The 22846-nt window shown below is 41.7% G+C and carries 25 protein-coding genes; 1 reads left to right on the top strand and 24 read right to left on the bottom strand.

Features of this window, described 5'->3' with window-relative positions:
* Positions 1 to 56: 56 nt before the first annotated feature.
* The 7 genes from R0K30_RS01690 to R0K30_RS01660 are packed head-to-tail and all read right to left on the bottom strand — an operon-like array spanning position 57 to position 5628.
* Complete coding sequence (locus R0K30_RS01690) at positions 57 to 1040, bottom strand: biotin--[acetyl-CoA-carboxylase] ligase (RefSeq protein WP_099728064.1); 984 nt, start codon at positions 1038 to 1040, stop codon at positions 57 to 59.
* On the bottom strand, positions 1013 to 2215 hold the full coding sequence (locus tag R0K30_RS01685) for a CCA tRNA nucleotidyltransferase (RefSeq protein ID WP_410608719.1): 1203 nt from the start codon (positions 2213 to 2215) through the stop codon (positions 1013 to 1015). Before R0K30_RS01685 ends, R0K30_RS01690 begins: the two co-directional genes overlap by 28 nt.
* Positions 2208 to 3353 (bottom strand): N-acetyl-alpha-D-glucosaminyl L-malate synthase BshA, encoded by a 1146-nt coding sequence (bshA, locus tag R0K30_RS01680; protein WP_230030323.1) that lies wholly within the window; start codon positions 3351 to 3353, stop codon positions 2208 to 2210. The genes R0K30_RS01685 and bshA overlap by 8 nt, the downstream gene beginning before the upstream one ends.
* Positions 3350 to 4060 carry a bacillithiol biosynthesis deacetylase BshB1 gene (gene bshB1 / locus R0K30_RS01675; RefSeq protein ID WP_410608717.1) on the bottom strand — a complete coding sequence of 237 codons (711 nt, stop codon included), beginning with the start codon at positions 4058 to 4060 and terminating at the stop codon, positions 3350 to 3352. Before bshB1 ends, bshA begins: the two co-directional genes overlap by 4 nt.
* The gene (mgsA, locus tag R0K30_RS01670) at positions 4047 to 4466 is read right to left on the bottom strand and encodes a methylglyoxal synthase (protein WP_099728068.1); all 420 of its coding nucleotides are present in this window, start codon (positions 4464 to 4466) and stop codon (positions 4047 to 4049) included. Before mgsA ends, bshB1 begins: the two co-directional genes overlap by 14 nt.
* Positions 4467 to 4483: 17 nt before the next feature.
* Entirely contained in the window at positions 4484 to 5287 is an 804-nt protein-coding gene (gene dapB, locus R0K30_RS01665; protein ID WP_230030324.1) for a 4-hydroxy-tetrahydrodipicolinate reductase, read from the bottom strand.
* Between the two features lie 5 nt (positions 5288 to 5292).
* Complete coding sequence (locus tag R0K30_RS01660) at positions 5293 to 5628, bottom strand: nucleotide pyrophosphohydrolase (protein ID WP_008344575.1); 336 nt, start codon at positions 5626 to 5628, stop codon at positions 5293 to 5295.
* Positions 5629 to 5765: 137 nt separating this feature from the next.
* Here R0K30_RS01660 and R0K30_RS01655 point away from each other — a divergent pair, with 137 nt between their 5' ends.
* A complete protein-coding gene (locus R0K30_RS01655; protein WP_034318953.1) occupies positions 5766 to 6638 on the top strand; it encodes a YitT family protein in 873 nt (290 codons plus the stop codon).
* A 31-nt stretch (positions 6639 to 6669) separates the two neighbouring features.
* On the opposite strand, the gene ypjB is transcribed toward R0K30_RS01655, so the two are convergent.
* The 17 genes from ypjB to trpE form a co-directional block, all read right to left on the bottom strand.
* Positions 6670 to 7473, bottom strand: a complete 804-nt coding sequence (ypjB, locus tag R0K30_RS01650; protein ID WP_410608713.1) for a sporulation protein YpjB — start codon at positions 7471 to 7473, stop codon at positions 6670 to 6672.
* A gap of 65 nt (positions 7474 to 7538) precedes the next feature.
* Entirely contained in the window at positions 7539 to 8132 is a 594-nt protein-coding gene (gene lhaT / locus R0K30_RS01645) for a lipoprotein heptaprenylglyceryl N-acetyltransferase LhaT (RefSeq protein WP_099728071.1), read from the bottom strand.
* Positions 8133 to 8233: 101 nt separating this feature from the next.
* On the bottom strand, positions 8234 to 9001 hold the full coding sequence (locus R0K30_RS01640) for a menaquinol-cytochrome c reductase cytochrome b/c subunit (RefSeq protein WP_099728072.1): 768 nt from the start codon (positions 8999 to 9001) through the stop codon (positions 8234 to 8236).
* A 41-nt stretch (positions 9002 to 9042) separates the two neighbouring features.
* Complete coding sequence (gene qcrB, locus R0K30_RS01635; RefSeq protein WP_003215804.1) at positions 9043 to 9717, bottom strand: menaquinol-cytochrome c reductase cytochrome b subunit; 675 nt, start codon at positions 9715 to 9717, stop codon at positions 9043 to 9045.
* Between the two features lie 2 nt (positions 9718 to 9719).
* Positions 9720 to 10226, bottom strand: coding sequence for a ubiquinol-cytochrome c reductase iron-sulfur subunit (locus tag R0K30_RS01630; protein ID WP_007500911.1), 507 nt, complete (start codon positions 10224 to 10226; stop codon positions 9720 to 9722).
* A gap of 144 nt (positions 10227 to 10370) precedes the next feature.
* Positions 10371 to 10817 carry a YpiF family protein gene (locus tag R0K30_RS01625; RefSeq protein ID WP_230030325.1) on the bottom strand — a complete coding sequence of 149 codons (447 nt, stop codon included), beginning with the start codon at positions 10815 to 10817 and terminating at the stop codon, positions 10371 to 10373.
* Positions 10818 to 10878: 61 nt separating this feature from the next.
* Positions 10879 to 11418 carry a ReoY family proteolytic degradation factor gene (locus R0K30_RS01620; protein WP_008344562.1) on the bottom strand — a complete coding sequence of 180 codons (540 nt, stop codon included), beginning with the start codon at positions 11416 to 11418 and terminating at the stop codon, positions 10879 to 10881.
* A 75-nt stretch (positions 11419 to 11493) separates the two neighbouring features.
* Positions 11494 to 12765, bottom strand: a complete 1272-nt coding sequence (locus R0K30_RS01615; RefSeq protein WP_099728074.1) for a tetratricopeptide repeat protein — start codon at positions 12763 to 12765, stop codon at positions 11494 to 11496.
* Between the two features lie 289 nt (positions 12766 to 13054).
* The gene (gene aroA / locus R0K30_RS01610) at positions 13055 to 14341 is read right to left on the bottom strand and encodes a 3-phosphoshikimate 1-carboxyvinyltransferase (RefSeq protein ID WP_410608709.1); all 1287 of its coding nucleotides are present in this window, start codon (positions 14339 to 14341) and stop codon (positions 13055 to 13057) included.
* Positions 14342 to 14351: 10 nt separating this feature from the next.
* Positions 14352 to 15467, bottom strand: a complete 1116-nt coding sequence (locus R0K30_RS01605; protein WP_410608707.1) for a prephenate dehydrogenase — start codon at positions 15465 to 15467, stop codon at positions 14352 to 14354.
* Between the two features lie 115 nt (positions 15468 to 15582).
* Positions 15583 to 16680, bottom strand: coding sequence for a histidinol-phosphate transaminase (hisC, locus tag R0K30_RS01600; protein ID WP_410608705.1), 1098 nt, complete (start codon positions 16678 to 16680; stop codon positions 15583 to 15585).
* A gap of 11 nt (positions 16681 to 16691) precedes the next feature.
* On the bottom strand, positions 16692 to 17495 hold the full coding sequence (trpA, locus tag R0K30_RS01595; protein ID WP_099728077.1) for a tryptophan synthase subunit alpha: 804 nt from the start codon (positions 17493 to 17495) through the stop codon (positions 16692 to 16694).
* Positions 17492 to 18691, bottom strand: coding sequence for a tryptophan synthase subunit beta (trpB, locus tag R0K30_RS01590; RefSeq protein ID WP_099728078.1), 1200 nt, complete (start codon positions 18689 to 18691; stop codon positions 17492 to 17494). Before trpB ends, trpA begins: the two co-directional genes overlap by 4 nt.
* Positions 18672 to 19334 carry a phosphoribosylanthranilate isomerase gene (locus R0K30_RS01585; RefSeq protein WP_410608702.1) on the bottom strand — a complete coding sequence of 221 codons (663 nt, stop codon included), beginning with the start codon at positions 19332 to 19334 and terminating at the stop codon, positions 18672 to 18674. The genes trpB and R0K30_RS01585 overlap by 20 nt, the downstream gene beginning before the upstream one ends.
* A 2-nt stretch (positions 19335 to 19336) precedes the next feature.
* Entirely contained in the window at positions 19337 to 20089 is a 753-nt protein-coding gene (gene trpC / locus R0K30_RS01580; RefSeq protein ID WP_410608700.1) for an indole-3-glycerol phosphate synthase TrpC, read from the bottom strand.
* Entirely contained in the window at positions 20082 to 21104 is a 1023-nt protein-coding gene (trpD, locus tag R0K30_RS01575; protein ID WP_230030327.1) for an anthranilate phosphoribosyltransferase, read from the bottom strand. Before trpD ends, trpC begins: the two co-directional genes overlap by 8 nt.
* A complete protein-coding gene (gene trpE / locus R0K30_RS01570; RefSeq protein ID WP_410608698.1) occupies positions 21076 to 22623 on the bottom strand; it encodes an anthranilate synthase component I in 1548 nt (515 codons plus the stop codon). The genes trpD and trpE overlap by 29 nt, the downstream gene beginning before the upstream one ends.
* Positions 22624 to 22846 lie beyond the last annotated feature (223 nt).

Here is a 22846-nt window from a genome sequence, read left to right as displayed (position 1 = left end):
TTCTTTTACAGATACTGCCCACACGAAGTATATCAAAAATGCACCGGGTGTTCCACTTAAGTTGACTTGATCTCTATGTCTGCGGAATAGATTTTTTGGATACCATCCGCCGTTTCCAGTAATAAGACACCTTCATCATTGATTCCGATTGCCGTTCCATTATATTGCCCATTGACGGTGCGTGCGACAATACGTTTACCGATGGTCATCGCAAACGATTCCCATAATTGTTTGATCGGGGCAAATCCATGCTTCATATAATCGTCATACCTTTTTTCAAAGGTAGACATGATGTTTTGAATCAGTGCAGCTCGATCTACTTTTTCATTCAGTTCCATTCGCAAACTTGTGGCGATATCCTTTAATTCATCAGGAAAGTCACCAGCTGTTTGGTTCACATTAATGCCTGGACCAATAATCACCGCGTGAACCTGGTCAGCTTCTGCTTTTAATTCAGTTAGAATGCCAACAACTTTCTTTCCGTTTAACAGAATATCATTTGGCCATTTAATCGATGGACTGAGTCCTGTTTGATGTGCGATTGCTTCTGTGATGGCTACAGATGCTAAAAGCGTCATTTGCGGCGCTTTGTGCAGTGGAATTTCAGGACGGATGATCAAACTCATCCAAATGCCTGTCCCATTTGGTGAATGCCACATTCTTTGAAGGCGCCCTTTTCCGCTTGTCTGATGATCACTGACAACAAGCGTGCCGTGGGGCGCTCCTTCATTGACAAGATCATGGGCAATCAGCTGAGTTGAAGCGACTTCTTCTTGAAAGTATATGTGCCTGCCAAAACCCTCTGTTTCCAGACCAAAAAGAATTTCATCCTCACTAATTTTGTCCGGTTTACGAAGCAGGCGGTATCCTTTTCTCCTGACGGCTTCTACTTCATAGCCCTCTTTTCGCAAATCCTCTATATGCTTCCATACAGCCGTTCGGGAGCAGCCAAGCTCATCACATATTTGCTGGCTCGAGACAAAATCTTGATCAGATGTTGTAAATAGTTCAATTAATCGTTTTCTAATTGCTGATCGCATGCTATGAGCCACTCCTCTATAGCTTCTTTTCGGTTTTCCAAACGGTTTTGCAGAACCGCTTTTTTCACGACATGAAGCTCTTCCGCAATCCATTTACCGGATGCCTTCTGCCGAAAGGCCATTAAATCTTTTCCTGAAACAGCAAGGTCTTGGAGCTTTTTAATAGGCAGCGCATCGTATGAATGCTTCGCCGCCTCCAGCTCGTCAAAGAAAATGCGGCGCTCATGTTTTAACTGCGTGATTTTCAAACTAGATAATAGCACGTGTTCACCAGCTTCAAACATCTTCTCCGCATTCCAGTCACAATCGACGTATTGGCTCATGGCCACAGCGTCTTTCAATAGCTTTGTTGACAGCTTCCATTCTTTTAAGAGGGATACAGCCTCCGTCTCATCTAGACCAAGCAAATGAATGAAAGCGCCCCATACCTCTTCTAGTCCATCCAGTAAATAATACGGGAATGCTTGGAAAGATTCATTGAGCCTATCCTTTTGGAGGCCTGGCAATTCTTCATACAATTTGGTTGAAATGAGAACCTTGATGGCCTGCTCACAATAGCGCCCTTTTAAAAGTTTCTCCATTTCAATCTTTTTGCGCTCAACAGATATGTTGGCAAGCAGGTGCTTATCTTTTTTCATCGCATCAGCCGTCTCAGCAGCGAGCTCAAAACCGAGCTGGCTTAAAAAACGGACGGCTCTCATCATGCGAAGCGCATCTTCTTCAAAGCGGCAAGCGGGATCGCCAACGGTTTGAATTCGTTTCCGCTCAATATCCTGTTTGCCCCCTACATGGTCAATGATCTCGCCATTTATATCCATGGCCATCGCGTTGATCGTTAAATCTCTTCTTAAAAGATCTTCCTTCAAGGATGTGATAAACGCCACTTCTTTCGGTCTGCGAAAATCTTCATATTCTGATTCAGTTCGAAACGTCGTCACCTCATAGCTGACCCCATCATGTAAAACAATGACTGTGCCATGCTCCTTGCCAACATCAACTGTTTTTTCAAATAAAGACTCCACCGTATCAGGCGTTGCATCTGTCGCAATATCGATATCCCCGATTTCTCGACCTAAAAGAACATCTCTCACCGCTCCGCCGACAAAGTAAGCCTGATAACCATGTTCGTGCAGTGTATGTAAAATAGGGATCGCATGTGTGAATGGTTCATTCATCTTCATCATCACCTTCGATCAATTCTAGGTAAAGCGCTTCATATTCTCTCACAATTTTTTCAGAAGAGAAATTGGTCTGAACACTAGACTGGGCTGCCATTGACACTTGCTCATGGAGCGCTTTGTCCTTGAGTAACGACACTGCATGATTTGCTGCTCCGTCTATATCGCCGAGCGGGACAAGAAATCCTGTCTCTCCATGTGCAATGACCTCTGGAATTCCGCCAACATCTGTTGCTATACAAGGGACACCGCAGGCCATTGCTTCAAGAAGTACAAGCCCAAAGCTCTCCTTCTCAGAAAGCAGCAGCTTCAAATCACTAATTGAATAAAGCTCCTCTACCTTCTCTTGCTTTCCTAAAAACAACACGCGGTCAATTAGTCCCAGCTTTTTCACGAGTTCGCATACGACCGACTTTTCAGGACCATCGCCAATCAGCAGCAGCTTTGCATCCACCTGGTTAGAAATCTTTTTAAAGACATGAATCACATCATGCACACGCTTTACCTTTCGGAAGTTCGATACATGGATGATGACCTTTTCGTCCTGCATGAGGCCATAATGTTTCTTCAGCACTTCGTGATCTTCACGCAAATACACACGCTCATCGACGAAATTATGGATCGTATCGATTTTTTTATCCGGTTTAATCAGATCATACGTCTGTGCAGCTAATGATTGCGACACAGCTGTTACGCGATCCGATGATTCGATGGCAAACCGAATCACTTCCTTTAATGATGGATCATAGCCTAAAACCGTAATATCTGTCCCGTGAAGCGTGGTCACGACTTTCACTGTGTGTCCCGTCATTTGCTTGGCTAAGAACGCACAGACGGCGTGCGGGACCGCATAATGCGCGTGAATAATATCGAGCTTCTCTCGTTTTGCGACTTCCGCCAATTTACTTGCTAGTGCAAGGTCATAAGGTGGATATTGAAAAACAGCATATTGATTGACATCCACCTCATGAAAATAAATATTCGGATACACTTTATTGAGTCTAAACGGAATGCTTGAGGTAATGAAATGAACATCGTGCCCTTTTTCAGCTAAACGTTTTCCAAGCTCTGTGGCAATAATGCCCGAACCGCCAACACTTGGGTAACAAGTGATTCCGATCTTCAGTTTTTTCATAATGACCCCCCAAGTAAGTCATCATCCATCAAAAGTGGTTTCTTTGTCAAAAACCCTTCTGCATAAACTTTATTGACTTCCCTTCCATACATAGACTCTCTCATTTTGACAAAATCAATATAACCATTCACAAGAGGTGTCTCCACTGAATTTGGCGATTTGACAAATTGGCTTTTATACGCATGTAAGCTATCGATTTTTTGGTGCATCTCACTAGAAATATCGATCACAAAATCTGGACGATGTTGGCCGTTAATCATGTAATAATACATCTGGCTTATTTTATGCGCTGGCTGCTTGTATGAATCTTCAAATTTATGTATACCTGCAGAAAAAGCCGCCTCTTCTACAAGTGAACCCGCATGACCATGATCAGGATGTCGATCTTGGTGGTGCGGAGCAAAAATAAGTGTTGGTTTATATGTTCGAATGACACCCGCAATTTCCTTCATCGCTTCGTCATTCAGGTAGAGCCCTCTATCTGGCAGCGTGAGCTGAATTCGAGTCGTCACGCCTAAAATAGCGGCGGCTGCTTTTGCCTCTTCTTTGCGGCTCTCTACCGTTCCATTCGATGATAATTCAGCCTGGGTCAAGTCGCAAATTCCGACACGCGCCCCTTTTTTTACGTATTTTGCAATCGTTCCGCCCATTCCGATTTCAACATCATCGCTATGGGCACCGAATGCAAGGATATCAAGTCGTTTCATTTGTTCCTCCGTTTTTTGCTACATCTCGAAAGTTAAACGTACCTATATTTAAATTCCTGACTAAAATTTCCGCTGTACCCATATTGGTGGCTAATGGAATGGCATACACATCGCAAAGCCGGATAAGTGCAGATACATCCGGTTCATGCGGCTGCGCGGTTAGCGGGTCTCTAAAAAAGAGCACAAGATCCATTGCATTATCAGCAATCAAGGCACCAATCTGCTGATCTCCTCCAAGTGGTCCTGATTGGAAACGATGAATGGGAAGCCCCGTCGCTTCTTTCACTCTCAAACCTGTTGTCCCTGTTGCATAAAGTGTATGATCTTCCAAAATATCACGGTACGCAATGACGAACTGAATCATGTCGCTTTTTTTCTTATCGTGAGCGATTAAAGCAATGTTCATCAGGAATTCACTCCTTATTAGTCGATGATATTTTCTAAGCCATAGACAAGTTGATCAATGTGCATGACCTGTTCTACTGAAAGCTTCACACCTGACATAAATGATGCACGGTTATAAGAATCGTGACGAATGGTCAAAGTCTGTCCGTCCATCCCAAACAGCACTTCTTGATGTGCAATCATACCTGGAAGCCTTACACTGTGCAGACGGATGCCATCATAATCTGCTCCTCGTGCGCCTTCAATTAATTCTTTTTCTTCTGGATGTCCCTGCTTTTTGCTTTCTCTTACTTCTGCAATCATTTCAGCCGTTTTTAACCCCGTACCGCTCGGGGCATCCAGTTTTTTATCATGATGAAGCTCAATGATTTCAACGTCAGGAAAGTAATTCGCTGCCATTTTGGCAAACTTCATCATTAAAACGGCACCGACAGCAAAGTTAGGTGCAATGATACAGCCTATGCCCTTTTCTTCTGTTAATTGCTGAAGCTCTTTCAGGTCAGCTTCTGAAAAACCAGTTGTGCCTACGACTGGACGCACGCCATGTTCAAGTGCTTTTTTTGTATGTACTTTCCCGATTTCTGGTGTCGTCAGATCAATTAATACATCAGGTGCTGTCTCTGAAAGACACACATCAATATCTGTATAAATTAGCGCATCAGATGTCGTATGAATCACGTCAGATAACTTTTTTCCTTCGTGCGCGTGATCAAGTGCTGCCACTAGCTCAAAATGGCTTGTTTCTTCTGCCAGCTTGACAGCCTCTATCCCCATTCTTCCTCTTGCTCCAGCGATTACTACTTTGATGGTTTGGTTCGTCATCGTCTCTACTTCCCTTCTTTTTTCGTCCAGCGGTCTTTGTCTCTAGTATTAAATTTATGCATCACACGATCATGGGCTTCTTCAAGTGATATATTGAGTGAATTGGCCAGGCATGTTAACACAAACAATACATCACCAATTTCTTCTTCCATGCTTTTTTCCGTTTCGGTTGTTTTTTTCGGCTTCTCTCCATAATAATGGTTAACCTCTCTTGCCAGCTCGCCTAATTCTTCAGTCAGACGGGCCATCATGGCAAGCGGGCTAAAATAGCCTTCTTTAAATTGTCCTATGTAATCATCTACTTCTTGCTGCACGTGACGCAGCGTTTTTTCATTCGTCATGAAGCTCATCCTCCTATCCGTCTCTTACATGTTAGCGAAATCATAAATATTTGACAAATGTTTAAAACTCAGTTTGCTTGTTTCTTTCCCATACCATATAATATTATCGCTGTCTAAGCAAAAAAAGGAGTGATCTCTTGCTAAAAGAAATTCGTCTTAAAAATATCGTCTTTATTTTAATAGGATCTGCGATTTTTTCTTTCGGTCTTGTTCATTTTAATATGCAGAACAACTTGGCGGAAGGCGGATTTACAGGTATTACACTGCTTTTATATTTTCTATTTCACATTGACCCATCCATTTCAAACCTTGTCTTAAACATTCCGATCTTTTTTATCGGCTGGAAAATGCTCGGCAGAACGATGTTTACTTATACAATTGTAGGAACAGTCAGTCTTTCTGTCTTCCTTGCCATCTTCCAGCGCTTTCAAATACATATGCCTCTCCAGCACGATTTAGCCTTAGCCGCACTCTTTGCAGGTGTCTTTATCGGAACAGGCCTCGGGATCATCTTTAAATTCGGCGGTACAACAGGCGGCGTGGACATTATCGCAAGACTGATCAACAAGCATTATCATGTGGCCATGGGAAGAACGATGTTTATCTTCGACGCATGCGTCATTACCATCTCTCTCACCTATTTAAATTACAAAGAAGCCATGTATACACTCGTCGCAGTGTTTGTTGCTGCAAAAGTTATCGACTTCATGCAAGAAGGCGCTTACGCAGCCAAAGGGGCGATGATTATTTCTGAAAAGGATGACATCATTCAAAAGAAAATCACGGAAGAAATGGAACGCGGTGTGACCATTTTAAAAGGTGTCGGTTCCTATACGAAACAGGAACGCAATGTCCTTTATTGTGTCGTTCCAAAAAATGAGCTTGTCCACCTCAAAAGCGTCGTCACCTCAGTGGATCCTCATGCGTTTGTATCAGTGAGTGACGTGCATGACGTACTCGGTGAAGGCTTCACATTAGATGAACACAAAAAGCCGCTCAATCCCCATTAAAAAAAGAAGCCCAAAAATGGTGCTTCTTTTTTCATGATTTTGGATAATCAGCCTGCCGCTTTTGTTTCTTCTCTTTTTCAGCACGGTATTTCCGAAATCCAACATACGTTAAAGTGAGTAAAATCATACTGCCTGTTGTTAAGATGACCCATAAAAGCGATGGATCCGCTTCATCTTGATCGACGTTAGCAAATACACTCGATAAATCCTCTTCCAGCTTTGTGAGACGCTCAAGCTTTGTCCCACTCGAAGCTTTTAAAAATCCACCTTGTTCAATCACTTCCATGTGCTGCTTAATCGTTTGAAGCTTTTCAGGCGAAATATCGATGGTTAAACTCGGATAAATCATATCGTATAAAGAAACCAGCTCATTCCAAGTTTCATAGAACGTTGTGGATTCTGGATCTTCCACTTCCTTTTTCAAAGTAGGAAAAGACCCCATAATGGGCTTCTCCAGCGAACCCCAAAGAGGTTCAGAATCCGATTGAATCGCATCGATCAGCATTCTAAACTGAGAGGCATAACGAAGCTTTTCCCGCTCATTCAATTCTTCCTGCGGGAGCCCTTTAATGATATCTTGATAGCCAAGTGTAATTTGCCGAACCTGTGTATTCGTCAGAGTTCCACGCCAATTCTCAGCTTTAAATGTCTTTTCAACATACAATGCGACCTGTAATGCCTCATCATATTTAGCTTGTCTCGTTAATTGAAAGATTGAATCTGATAGTTCCGTTACTTCTTGCAGCGCTTTAGCGGCTGTTTCCTCACCTTTAGCTACAGCTGGATGTAATACGAGAAAAAATAATAGAATCATCGCGATTGGCTTTCGTTTCATGCAAGTCCCTCCTAGCCCTTCTCCATACAGCGTATGAAGAAAAGGACAAGGTTAGACCAACATTGTTAAGGGAGTTCAAGCTTGACCGATTTTTTCGATAGGACGAGATAATACGAAACAAGAAGAACAGCGATACTCAACCAAAACGTGACATAGCCGATCTCATTCGAATATGCAGAAAGCACAGAATACCGCGGCATCATACCAAATACATAATCAATCACATCATTATGTAAAATCCAAATGCCAGCTACAACCAAATGGCGCATGTGAAAACGGTAATAAGGCGCAAATAATACGGCCTGAACCGCCATCGCAAAGTGTGAACCAATCAGCATATACCCTTCCCACGGGAAATCATCAACCGAAACGAGCACAAAAATATTCATTCCTACAGCCCATAACCCATATTTAATCAAGGTCACAAGCGCAAGCGCTTCAAAATAAGGGGCGTGACGTTTCATCAGAAAGGCTAGCAATACAAATAAAAAGAAAAAGCTTGCCGTTGGGCTGTCTGGAACAAAAGCTAAAAAGATAGCCGGCGTCTCTACGAGCTGAGGAATATACCAATAGTAGCCGTACACAGTGCCAAGGAAATTGACAATAAGCACCAGTACAAGCATGTAGCGCGTGGCTAGCAGATATTGAATCCATCTCATATGTCTCTTCACTCACGATCTGTTAAAATCAGAAAAAAGCTGACAGCGCCAGCTTTTTTCTCTTTTGAGTATATCCTTGTACTTGCATTTAAACAACTGAATTATTTTGATTTGACCTCAGATAAATATTTAGAGAGCTTTTCAAGTTCTTCATCGCTGCCTTTAAAGATACCCTTAGGCATGTTGCCTTTTCCTTCTACAGCAATTTTAGCAATTTCCTCAGGCGGAAGACCGTTGTCAACAAGTGACGGTCCAGCTGCTCCGCCTTGCATATTATCCCCGTGACAGGAGATACATGTCTGCTCTTGATAAATTTTATACTCTTCGGCTGAGGTGTCAATCTCCGCTTCTTTCTTAATTTCACCTTGTTTCGCAGCTGCTTCCCAATCATGAGTAGCAACAGACTCCCAAGTTAAATATATTGCTGCACCAACTGCAAGGATCATCATCCCCACTGCAACCGGTCTTCTATACGGTCTGCGTTCAGGACCAGAATCAAGAAATGGTGCGAGCAATAGTGCACCAAACGCAATCCCAGGCATAATCATCGCGCCAACTACAGTATAGCTTCCTGCAGCAAATTCATATTTTAATAACTGGTACAAAAATAGGAAATACCAATCTGGCAGCGGAATGTAGCCAGTATCTGTTGGATCAGCCATCCGCTCAAGCGGAGGTGCATGAACAACAGTTAGGACAAGAAATCCAATTAAAAAAACGGCACCTACAAGCCATTCCTTTAAAAGAAAGTTCGGCCAAAAGGCTTCTGTTTTTCCCGGATATTCGGAATAGTCTTTAGGTATGTTAGGTTTCCTTTCTGCCGGAATTCTAGAATCTCCGACAAACTTCATCCCTTTTCCCCTATGCAAAGTCATCCCCTCCTCATTGAACATTCATCAAACGCAAATTTTTATAGCGGTCCAGAAATTCCTTGCTTACGAATCATAATAAAGTGGGCAGCCATCAGCCCAAATAATGCCGCTGGCAAGAAAAAGACATGGATAGCGAAAAATCTCGTCAGCGTTTGTGCTCCTACAATGTCAGGATGACCTGCAAGCAGCGTTTTGATCTCTTTTCCAATGAAAGGTGTTGCCTCTGCAATTTGAAGACCAACCTTCGTCGCAAACAGCGCCTTCATATCCCATGGTAAAAGATAACCTGTAAAACCAAGTCCAAGCATCACAAAGAAAATGAGCACACCAACAATCCAATTTAACTCTCTAGGCTTTTTATACGCCCCTTGGAAAAAGACCCTTAGCGTATGTAAAAACATCATGACAATCACTAGACTCGCACCCCAGTGGTGCATTCCTCTGACAATCTGACCAAATGCCACTTCATTCTGCAAATAATAGACAGATTCCCATGCATTTTTAATGTCCGGCACATAATACATCGTTAAAAACATGCCCGAAAGGACTTGAATGACTGTCACAAAAAACGTTAGACCGCCAAAACAATACACAAAAGCGGAGAAATGATGCGCTGGATTGACGTGCTCTGGCACCTCATGATCCGCAATATCTCTCCATATCGGTGTAATGTCTAGCCGCTCATCTACCCAATCGTAAATCTTGTTAAGCATCGTTACCCTTCCCCTTTCGGCACAGCTTTTCCAAGATAGAGGTATCCGTCCTTCACTTGCTGCTTATAATGGTCAAGCGGTGCAAGCGGTGGAGTTCCGGGTACGTTTGTACCATCCTTGTCGTACAGCCCATAGTGACACGGGCAGAAAAATTTGTTTGGATTTTTCGGATCACTGTTCCAGTTCACTGTACATCCTAAATGTTTACAGATTGGCGATAAAGCGACAATTTCATCCCCTTCTTTGTACACCCATGCTGACCTAGATTCCTTTGACTCATACCACGCATCTACTTGATCAATTTTAAAGTCAAAGCGCTTCGGTTCCTTCGTCAGTTCATCGACACTGACAACTTGAACCATATCCTGATCCTCTGTTCCTTTTAGCACAGGGTCAAGCGCAAAGCGAACCATAGGCATGAGCATTCCAGCGGCCATAAATCCCCCCACGCCGGTCAACGTGTAATTCAAAAATTGACGCCTGGACACTCCATGTCTCTTCTCGCTCATTTTTTTCTCCCCCCCTCAGGTCGTCAGCTACTTTATAACTGAATTAGAAAAAATTTCATAAAACTAGGACACCCTCATAATATATCAATCTATTCACAAGGTCAACAGCCTAAAAAGCTATGTACAATGCAAATGTAAGGGTTTTTATGAAGGGTTCCATTTTTGTAACAAAAAGTTCAAAATTTGTTCTACACTATCTTGAATGACTTTTTGCTTTAATTCGACCTTTAAGTGCTCTAGCGGAACCGGCTTCAACAGAAATAGTGTTTCACTGATTTCTGAATGCTCCTTCCAGTTGTGATCAGATGTGATGAACACGACATGCTGAAAATGCTCTTGTAAGGACTGCTTGACCGCAAGTGTGTCGTCTTGTTTACGATCAATTACTTCTAAATATGTATGTGATGGAAAAAGAAACACTCGCCCTTTCAGTTGCCTTTCAAGTTCCTCTGCCACAAGAATTGTAAACTCACCTAGAGACACGGTTTGTTTGATTTGGTTCGCATCTATTCCAACTAATGGAATGATAGCGGTATCAATGTAATCTTTAGATTGCAAAAAGCGATCCGCATCCTCCGCCTGAAACTTCATCTATTTCCCCTCTTTCATGACATAAGCCCTGCCTGTATAGGGCAAGGCTTATTGGTTCAGTTTATGATAATAGGCTTAATTCTTTTGCTAACTTATTAAATGTTTCTTGATCATGACGGTCAAGTGCTTCATCTATTTCTTTCATAAGTCGTTCTTTTTGGAAAGTAGCGATAGAGTGCTCGAGCACTTTCTCAGCAAGATCTTTATCTTTTTCATTTTCATAAAGATCCTTTGGAATATGTGGATTTGTTTCAAGAACAGCTGCATATTCCGGCGAACGATACGCAGAACGGAAATTCAATTGAATAAACAAATCTTGCTGTTTATTCAAACGAATATCATGAAATGACTTTTCAGCATCTGTCGTCATAATGTTTTCTTTATAAAATCTAAAGGGAACTTCATCCACACAGTGTGTTGACATAATGATTCCCCTTGGGCAAAATTCTGCTTGCTCTACAAAATGAACCTTTTCCATCAAAGAGTCGTGACTCATTAAATAATTTAATATCCAAACACACTCTCTTCGCTTTAACTGATAATGGTTTAAGAACCACCGGATAAATTCCTTTTTTTCATTGACAGAAACAGGGGTCTGCATGTTATTCCCTCCTCTATCGTAAATTAAATTGCTATACATGAATTATTCAACAAACCAGTTCTTCATTCCTGCAAACTATAAGGAAATTTCGTCTTCAATTCTTAAAATCGTTTCTTCAATTTCTTCATTCGTGCCATCTTTCTGAAGAACTTTACGCAATAACGGCAAGGCTTCTTTTTGTCTGCCTTCTTCTAAAAGGAACGAAGCGTATTCATATAAAAAGTCACGCTCCTCATCAAAATCAGGCAGAGCAAGCTTGAAGTACTCGGCTGCTTCTTTGTATTCCTCTCGTCCGACAGAAGCAGATGCAGCATACCAATTCCATTTTGGATCATCTTCCCCAAAACTTTTCACTTCTTTAATGACATCAAGGATTTCATCAAAAAGTTCTTCATTTAGATAGATCGCAAGCAATGTTTGAATCGCTTCAATATATCCTGGATCAAGAGCAAGTGCTTCTTGAAGCAGCTTTTTCGCATCTTCTGAATCACCATTTTTCAAATCAATCTTTGCACCATATAAATATAATTCTTTGTTATACTCATCAACTTTAATACCCTCTTTTACTACCTCTAAAGCCTCGTGATATAGCCCTTCTTCCTCATAACTTTTCGCTAAAGGCATATAAAGTGATGAATAAGACGGATCAATATCTTTTAGTTGTGAAAGCTGCTGAATGGCTGTTTTCGTTCTGCCAGCTCTCATCGCTGTAAATCCATAGCCAAAGAGTGTATTCGGGTCCGCTTGATCTTTTACTGCCTTTTCGTACCATTCAAGCGCATCCTCAAATTCCCCAGCTGTGCTGAGGGATTCAGCGAGCCGCTGGTATACATTGACGCCGCCAACCTCATTTTGTTGATCTGCCACTTTGTAGAAATAGTCGGCTGCTTTCTTTGAAAGCCCTTGAGAAAAATACAATTCACCTAATGCAAAATCAATGATGGCTTCATTCGGAAGTAGTTCTTTCGCTTTTAAAAGCTTTTGTTCACTGACTTCAAATAGTCCTTGCATTTGATACAAATCTGCCATTAATAATAAACTCTCTGGATACGCATCGTCATCTTCAGGAATCGTTTCTAATACAGCAATCGCCTTCTCTTCTTCATCTGAGTCAATTAATAGCTCTGCATAAAAACACGTTAATCCGGTTTCCTCTGGATATAAATCATGTAAATCACTAATGAGATTCCGCGCTTTGTCGATATCTCCCCAGTCATAATATAACTGAGCTGCCTGCGCTTTTTCTTCATCATGCAACTGCTTTTCTGCTCGAGCAAGTGTTTGAAGTCCTTTTTCAGTCTCACCTGCCTCAACTAATTTTATGGCTTCTTGTAATGAACTATTCAAATCAAACCGTTCCTTTCTGTTTCCAAAAACTTAAACTGTTGTTACTTCATATCATAATCGACAGCTACACATCCAGCAAATATGTTGCCCTTTTAAAATGAACCCATTTTAGTTTTTTAAAGACTCTTTTTCAATTAATCCTTTACGAAACTGACGATTTATAAACTGCAGGCACTCGAAAATCATTTTTTATCGGGCAAAATGATTTTTTTCAAGGTTTCACCTTGAGACAAGCTATGCTATATTTCTTTCAAATATGCAAAAGGAAAGAAAAAGCCTGAGGACATCCTCAGACTGTTTTCGTTAAGTATTCAATGTGTTCAAAGAAATTCGGGTAAGATACACGCACGGCATCTGTATCTTCAATCTCGACTGCTTGTTCTGTGATACATGCGGCAATTCCTAACATCATACCGATTCTGTGATCTCCGTAGCTTGAGACGACTGCACCGCCTGTAAGCGTGGTTTTACCATGAATTTTCATTCCATCATCCGTTGCTTCAATATCGGCACCAAGTTTTTTGAGTTCAGAAACCACTGTATCAATTCGATTGGTTTCTTTTACTTTTAACTCAGCAGCATCTTTAATGATCGTCGTTCCTTCCGCTTGGGTAGCAAGAAGCGCAATAATAGGAATTTCGTCTATGAGTCTTGAGATCATATCACCAGAAATTTCAATCCCTTTTAATGAAGAGGTAGAAATCGTTAAATCACCATATGGTTCTCCGCCTTTGGCATCCACTTCATTGATGTCAAGATTCGCACCCATTTGTTTCAGAACATCAATAATACCCGTTCTTGTTTTATTTAGGCCGACATTTTTTAATACAATCCGGCTGTTAGGAACGATAGATCCAGCTACAAGGAAGAACGCAGCTGAAGAGATGTCCCCAGGGACAAATATATCTGTTGCTTTTAACGTTTGTCCACCTTTGATTGAAACACTTTGTGCATCTTCATTTAGCGAGACACCAAACATTGAGAGCATTCTTTCTGTATGATCTCTTGATTTATGTGGTTCAGTTAACGTCGTCGTTCCATCTGCTTGAAGTCCAGCTAAAAGGACAGCAGACTTAATTTGTGCACTTGCAACAGGAGACTCATAAGAGATGGCTTTTAAATTGCCACCACGAATAGACAGTGGCGTATACTCGCCGTTTGCTCTGCCATCTATTTTGGCTCCTAGTTGTTTAAGCGGACCCGTCACCCGTTTCATTGGTCTTTTGGCAATACTTTCGTCACCGATCATTGTACTGTGAAACTCACAACCAGCTAAGATCCCCATCATTAATCGAATGGTTGTACCAGAATTACCAACATCGAGGATGTCAACCGGCTCCTTAAGCTCTTTCAATCCCTTGCCATGAATGATCACATCTGTACCTTTTTGTTCGATTTCAACGCCCATCTTTCTAAAGCAATCAATCGTACTTAAACAATCGGCTCCAGGAAGAAAGTTTTTCACCACCGTTGTCCCATCAGCAATTGCACCAAACATCACGGATCTATGAGAAATGGATTTATCGCCTGGAATATGAATTTCTCCGTTCATAGGAGCATTTTTATGAATTTTCATGTTTGTCACCTCAGTCAGCATAAAATGTATCGTAATTCGCTCTCTTTTTTATACAGATTTCTGCACGCTTGCGATCATCATCTGTTTGAAAACTAATGCGTAAAATCCCGTTAATGTCTTCTCGTGTTTCAATAATCCGGATATTCGTAATACTGATGTTTTCACTAGCTAAATATCCTGTAATCTCCGAAATGACCCCCGGGTGATCCGGAACATCCACATAAAGGTCATAGAAAGCAGGAATCGCTCCTTTTTTCCTCAGAGGAAGACCATCGCGATATTCCTTCGCATCTTGAAAATATGAGAACAATCCTTCAGCGTCTTCTTGCTGCACAAAGGACTCAATGCGGCCGATCTCTTTTTTCCATTCATGGAACCGATCTAAAATCTTGTTTTTATTGTGCAGAAGGATATCTCGCCACATTGCAGGATTACTTGAAGCAATTCGCGTAATATCACGAAAGCCTCCAGCAGCAAACCGTTTTACAAGAGGAAATTGTTCTTCAAAATGATGCGCTTGATGCACAAGACTGGCTGCCACAATATGAGGGAAATGACTAATAACACTTGTCACAGCGTCATGTTCTTCTGGGGTCATCTCAATGAAATGAGCATGTGTCCCTTTTAGCAAATCCTTCAAACGATCAACAGCCTGACGATTCGTTTCCTTTGCCGGCGTTAAAATGTAGAATGCATTTTCAAATAAAAAGTCTTTCGCTGCAATGACACCTGACTTATGAGAGCCTGCCATTGGATGTCCACCAATAAATTGGTAGTGATCAGGCAGCGTTTTTTCAGCAAAATTGACGACCTTTTGCTTTGTGCTGCCAACATCAGTAATCGTGAGCTCTCTTTCAATCCCAGATGCTGCAATATCACTAAGCATCTTGACTGTTTGTTGGACTGGCGTTGCCAAAATAATGGTTGATGCTTCATTTAGACCTGCCATTAATGAATCGGCTGTTGCATCAATGATACCCAGCTTTGTTGCAGCAACCATTTGCTCTTTGGAAACATCGTAGCCTACAATTTTTTTATGAGGATACTCTTTTTTAATCGACAGTGCAATGGAACCACCAATTAAACCAAGTCCAGCGATTAATATTGTTTCGTTTGCATCGTTCATGTTCATCACCTGATTTTTCGCAAAAATTAAACAAGCCATTTCAAAAGCTTATATGTATATTGGATTGGTACAATGAAAGCCATATCCTATAGCAGGATATGACTTCATTGTTATGCTACGCACGAATGCCTTGTAATAAATCGGCAAGTGTAGTTAGAATTTCTTCATTTTGCTCCTTTGTTCCCACAGTAATACGTAAAGAAGTTGGGAAACCAAGTGCTTTACCAGAACGAACAATATAGCCTTTTTTCAATAATGCTTGAAACAGTTCGTCTGCATCTCTTTTAAAATCAATGAGTACAAAGTTTGTTTGAGACGGATAGATAAATAGTCCAAAACGGTCAGCAAATTCTTGATATTGCATAAGACCTGCTTCATTTTTTTGTCTACACGATTGAATAAAGTCTTGATCTTTTATGGCTGCACGCGCAGCTGCCTGAGCGATACGACTTGTATTAAATGGCTCTCTCGCTGGTTCAATGGCAGTAATCAGTTCCTCTGACGCAATCCCATAGCCTACTCGAAGCGCCGCAAGCCCATAGGCTTTAGAAAACGTACGAAGTACGATGATATTTTGATATGAGTTTAATAAAGATAAACTGTTCGGGAAGTCTTCCGCCCGAACGTATTCAAAATACGCTTCATCTAGAACGACAAGCACGTGAGGTGGTACTTGATCTAAAAACGCCACAAGCTCTGCTTCTGATAAATGATTCCCAGTCGGGTTATTTGGATTACATACCCACAAGACCTTCGTTTTTTCATCAATCGCATTCAGCATCCCTTGGAGATCGTGAGCTCCTTCCTCTAAAAGAGGCACTTCTCGAATCTCTGCATGTTCAATCACTGCATTGTGACGGTATTGCGGAAAAGATGGAGACGGAATGACGGTATTTGTATGTTGGTCAAGGAATGCTCTAGCAATAATTTGCACAAGTTCATCTGAGCCATTCCCGAATATTAATTGTTTTTCACTCACTTGAAGAAATTCGGCCAGCTTCGTTCTTAAACTCGCGCTGTATCCATCTGGATAAATCGCTAATTGTTCAAGCTCGGCTTGTATCGCCTCTCTTGCATGTGTGGAACATCCAAAAGGGTTTTCATTTGAAGCCAATTTCACAATTTTGTCTAATTGATATTCTTTTTTGACCTCTTCAATTGGTTTCCCAGGTTGATACGGTTTTAGTTGTTTTAATTGATCCTTGATTTGCAAAATGTTTCACCTCATTTGAATGAATAGAGGGGACTAAATGTTTTTGCATATGTTTCAAATTCTCTTAAAGCATCTTGACGTGTATCACTTGCTAACAATTGTTCTTGAAGCTCTTCAATTTTTTTCACAAGTGCACTGCCTACAACGACACCGTCACTCAATTTATTCATTGAGTCTACCTGCTCTCTTGTTGAAATGCCAAAACCTACCGCAACCGGTATGTGACTCAGCTGTTTCACTTGTTGAATAAAATCAGTAATTGATGCGTCAAATGATTGCCGGACACCTGTTACACCAAGAGATGAAACACAATACACAAAACCTTCTGCCTGCTCTACGATTTTTTCTAATCGTTCTTTGCTTGTTGGTGCAACGAGCGAAATATATGAAATGTCATGTGTTTGACAGTTTTCTTGCAGCTCGCTGCTCTCTTCAAACGGCAAGTCGGGTGTTAAGAGTCCCGAAATATGATTTTTGCGCAGTAAAGCGAAAAAGTATTCTGTGTCTAATTGTAACACAGGATTGTAATACGTAAATAGAATTACGGGAATTTCCACACCGTTTTTTTTCATCTTCCCTGCTAATTCTATCGCTTTTACGATATTCATGCCATGATTTAGAGCTCTTTTGGAGGCTCTTTGAATGACAGGACCGTCCGCTAGTGGATCGGAATAAGGAACACCTAGTTCAATCGCATGTGCACCAGCTGCTTGAAGAGTGATGGCTAAATCAATGGTGATCTCTTCTGACGGATCTCCTGCCGTGATAAATGGAATGAATAATTTCTCATCTTGCTCTAATTGAAATGTGATCATTTTGTTTTGTCCTCACTTTCAAGCACATTCATTAATGTATGCACGTCCTTATCTCCCCTTCCTGACAGGCAGACAAGGACGATTTCGTCTTCACTCATATTCCGGCTCATCTCAAACGCTTTGGCTAAGGCGTGTGCTGATTCAATCGCTGGCAGGATTCCTTCTTTTTCTGTCAGCAGCTTTAGCGCATCTAGTGCTTCTTGATCAGTGGCACTGACATATTGAACCCGGCCGCTTGCATGCAAATATGCGTGCTCTGGTCCGATCCCGGGATAGTCTAATCCAGCGGAAATAGAATACGGCTCAATAATTTGGCCAAATTCGTCTTGGATCAGATATGTTAAAGATCCATGAATTACACCTTTTGTTCCTTTCGTGATGGTCGCTGCATGAAGGGGGGTATCTATTCCTTTCCCTGCTGCTTCTACACCAATGATATCTACCTCTTCATCTAAGAATGCTCTGTACATTCCAATGGCATTACTCCCGCCGCCAACGCAGGCAATGACTTTATGAGGAAGCTGACCTTCTTTTTCAAGTATTTGCGATTTTGCCTCATCACCGATCATCCGCTGGAATTCACTGACGATTTGAGGATACGGATGAGGTCCAACGACTGATCCAATCATATAAAAATGATCGCTGCAGTGCTGGACCCAATAGCGGATGGCTTCGTTGGTTGCATCTTTTAATGTGCCGTTCCCGCTTGTGACAGGTATGACCTCAGCGCCGAGCAGTTTCATTCGGAATACATTGAGTGATTGTCTTTCCACGTCTTCTTTTCCCATAAATACGGTGCAGGATAATCCAAACTTTGCTGCCACCGTTGCAGCGGCTACTCCGTGCTGACCTGCTCCTGTTTCGGCGATAATGTTTGATTTCCCCATTTTTTTCGCTAGCAGGGCCTGACCAAGTGCATTGTTAATTTTATGAGCGCCTGTATGGTTTAAATCTTCTCTTTTTAAATAGATTTTTGCACCACCGACGTATGCTGATAATTGGTCAGCATATGTGAGCGCAGTCGGTCTGCCTGAATAGTTTTTCAGAAGCGATATATATTCCTTTTGAAAAGCAGGGTCTTCTTTTAAGTCACGAAATGCTTTCTCAATTTCTTCTAGTGGCTGCATGAGCGTTTCTGGGACAAATTTCCCTCCGAATTCTCCATATCTGCCAATCTCATTTGGATATGCGTACATCGTTTAACATCCTTTCTTCGAGCGCTTTGATCTTTGCTATGCTTTTCTTCCCGTTTTCTTCTATTCCACTTGAAAGATCGATCGCTTCTGGACCATAGGCAAGCAGCTCTGTAATCGTTACTGGCGTCACTCCGCCTGCAATGACGCAATTTTTGCGCAAATGCTTTGCATGCTGAACATATGAAGGTACCGCCTCCCATGCAAAAGCTGTTCCAGAACCGCCTCTCATCCCTTTTACTTTCGCGTCAATGAGAAAGCCGTCGACAAAGGGCGCAAATGCCGTCATTTTTTCGAGCGTTCCTGTTAAATTGGGCTCGTGGTGAAATACTTTCCATACAATAGCCCCTGTTTGCTCTTTTATTTCTTTTGCGTGTTCTCGTGTTTCATCTCCATGAAGCTGGACGATATCTAAAGGAATGTGCTTTATGATGTCGCACACTTTTTGTATCTTTTCATTCACAAATACACCGGCGGTATCTTTCTCGCACTTCGTTTGTGCTAGCCATTGCTTCACTTGATCTGGATGGACCTGTCTTTTACTTGGAGCAAAGATAAATCCGATCGCATCCGCTTGAGATTGCGCGATGCAATCGACGTCCTCTTGCGTGACAGCCCCGCAATATTTTACATAAGGCTTCGTCATGTTCATTCTCCAAACAACGCTTTAACGGCTTTTTCCTGAGATTGCTCTCTCATTAATGATTCGCCAACAAGAACAGCGCTTGCTCCATGATTCTTCACAAAGGTCAGATCATCAAATGTCTGAATACCGCTTTCACTCACTAGTAAGACATCCTTTGGAACAAGTGGTGCAATCTCTTTTGTTTGCTCGACTGTTGTTGTAAATGTATTTAGATTCCGGTTGTTCACTCCAATGATCTCAGGGGTGAAAATGTTTAAAATGTTTGCCAGTGTATCTGCTGCATGTACCTCAACGAGGACATCAAGTCCTTTTTCTTTTGCTTCAGCATACAGCTCATACAGCTTTTGCGGCTCAAGGACTTCTCCAATTAATAAGATGGCATCAGCCCCTAGGCGTTTTGATTCTTCTACTTGTATGGAATCAATGATGAAATCTTTTCTTAAAATTGGACATGCTACATGTTCTTTAATGAGGGACAAGTACTCGTTTTTCCCTTGGAAAAACGGTTCATCCGTTAAGACAGATAAGCAATCTGCATTTGATTTTTCGTATGCTTTTGCTGTTTGTAAAGGATCAAAATTTGGCTGAATGATGCCTTTGGAAGGAGACGCTTTTTTCACCTCAGCAATAAGTCCGATCGAGCGATGAGGGTTCATAAGTGCTGCTTTAAATGATCGTCTTTCATAGTGTCCATCATCAGGTAATTGCAAGGTTTGGATATGTTCTTTTTTACGCGCGATAATTTGATTAAGCATAGATCTCTTCCTCTTTCTTTTTTTGTTTTAAACGGGCCAATTGTTCTTTGGCTGCGCCATTTTTAATCGTTTCTAACGCTTTTAATGTTCCTGCCATCAGACTTTCTGACTTTCCTGCGACATATAGTGCTGCTCCAGCATTGAGGGCTGTAATATGAAGCGGCGCTCCTCCCGTTTGATGATTCAATATATTCTGAATTAAATTAGCACTCTCTTCCGGTGACTGGACCTGAATGTCTGATAAGTGCCCTTTTTCCAGTCCAAAGTCTTCTGGGTTTAGTGTATATTCTGTTATGACATTTTTCCTGAGTTCAATGACATATGAATTTGCTGTAATCGTTAATTCATCCAGCCCATCTTCTCCGCAAACAAACAGGACATGTTCTGGCTCTAAAGGCGCAAGGGCTTTCGCCATTAATTTTGCCTTTTCCTTTGAATACACCCCGATGATTTGCTTTTTGGCTTGCATCGGATGGCAAAGCGGACCTAATAGATTAAATACCGTCCGAAATCCAAGCTGCTTTCGGACTGCTGCTACTTGTTTCATAGATGAATGATAGAGCGGTGCAAATAAAAAGCCCATGTTTTTCTGCTGTATTTGTTGTCTTGTTTCTTCTGGTGTGGACTGAATTTGGATCCCAAGACATTCTAGCACGTCAGCACTCCCGCTTTTAGAAGAGACCGACCGATTTCCATGCTTGGCGATTTTGGCACCAGCAGCAGATGCTACAATGGCTGCGGCAGTTGATATATTAAATGTCGATAGCCCATCGCCTCCTGTACCGCACGTATCAACGACATCAAACGACGCTTCCATTGGCGCTGCATTTTGCCTTATTGCTTTCACGAAGCCTGTCATCTCTTCAGAGGTTTCCCCTCTAAGCGCTAAAATGGATAGACTTGCAGCGACTTCAGCATCTGTTAAAGAGCCGCTCATCATATCATGCATGAGTCTGTTCGCTTCATTTTCTGATAGAAATCCTCCATTAACAAGAGCTGATAGTCGTTGATTCATCTTGCACACTCTCCTTTTCTGAGAAAATATGTTCAGCAAGCTGAATGGCTTTCAGAAGCGCCCCTGCCTTGTTACATGTCTCTTCCCATTCATTTTCAGGAACAGAATCAGCGACAATACCAGCGCCTGCTTGTATAGAGGCGGTCTGATTTTTAACGCTCATGGTGCGAATGGTAATACAGGAGTCGATATTGCCGTCGAATCCAATATAAGCAATACAGCCGCCATACGTTTCTCTTGGCTCTGGCTCCATTTCATTTAATAATTGCATCGCCCTAATTTTCGGTGCACCTGTTAATGTGCCCGCTGGAAAAGCAGACATAAGCGCATCGACTGGATGCGTATCTTGCTTCAGCTTTCCTGTCACAATGGAGATGATGTGCATGACGTGTGAAAAGTTCACTACTTTTGTAAAAGTCGGGACGGATACACTGCCGTATTCTGCCACGCGGCCTACATCATTTCTGGCAAGGTCTACTAACATATAATGCTCTGCTTTTTCTTTTTCATCATCTAGCAGCTCTCTCGCTAGTGCAGCATCCTCTTCTTTTGTCGTTCCTCGTTTTCTTGTGCCTGCGATTGGATGAATTTCTAAGTGCCCATTCTTGGCATGAATTAATCGTTCTGGCGAGCTTCCGACTAAATCGCGATCCTTTAATTTCATAAAATACATATAGGGAGATGGATTCACAATCCGAAGCACGCGGTACAATTCAAATGAACTCACTGACACAGGGATATCAAAGCGCTGTGAGAGTACGCCTTGGAAAATATCACCCGCTCTAATGTACTCTTTGATTTTTTCTACGTCCTTTAAAAATTGCGTTTTTTCATATGTTGACGTCACTTGTTCAAAGGACGGTGGTTCGTTCATATTCCCTGATAAAATCAGTTCTTTCATATCAATCTTCGTGTGAAGCTGCTGAATCAAATATTCAAGCCGCTCTTGATTTTTCTTGTAAACTTGTATTTTTTCGTCCTTTGTTTCATTTCCAGTCAGCTGAGTGTATTGAATAAAATGAACATGATTCGTTTCATGGTCAAAAGCAATCATCGTTTGACAGACAAATAATGTGCAATGATCTGTCGGCGATGCGTTCCTATGCGGCCTGACAGAAGGTTCAATGCTTGGGATGAGATCGTAACTTAAGTACCCAACGGCCCCGCCTGTAAACGGGATATCAACATCTGGTGTCTTGATTTGATATTGCTCTTTCATCCAGTCTAGTAAATCTTTCAGCTCGTGCTTTTGCATCACTTCCTGCCCAGCAGCGTCACGTGCAATATATTGGTCTTGGTCGTCATGCAAGGTTAAGAAAGGGTGTAATCCGATGAAGGAATATCTCGACCAGCTAGAAGATTCGTCTTTGCTTTCTAGCAGATACACAATATCCTGTTTGAGTTTCTCGACAATTTGAATGGGTGAAAGTGTATCGACTGTAATGGTTTCAACAATCGGGATCGTTTTGTAGGACTCACTGTCCCTTAAAAATTGGGTAAGGTTTGATTGGGATTTCATAAGCACACTCCTTAAATGGGATTAAGGAGAATGAGGGGACATATAGAGGGTTTGTGTGAGTATACGAAATAAGCCTAAAAGAGGTTTGCTCTTTTAGGCAGTATGATTAAATAGAAGTATCGTATCTCTGCTCAACTCTACTCATCTCAACTACCCTAGTCTCATTCTCATCTTCTCTAAGCTTGCATTTGCCGTTTACACCTATGTGTAAACTTCGGCTGTT

The organism is Bacillus sp. SIMBA_154 (assembly GCF_046536015.1).
Classification (GTDB): domain Bacteria; phylum Bacillota; class Bacilli; order Bacillales; family Bacillaceae; genus Bacillus; species Bacillus pumilus_P.
This window is presented reverse-complemented; position numbering and strand designations above follow the sequence as displayed.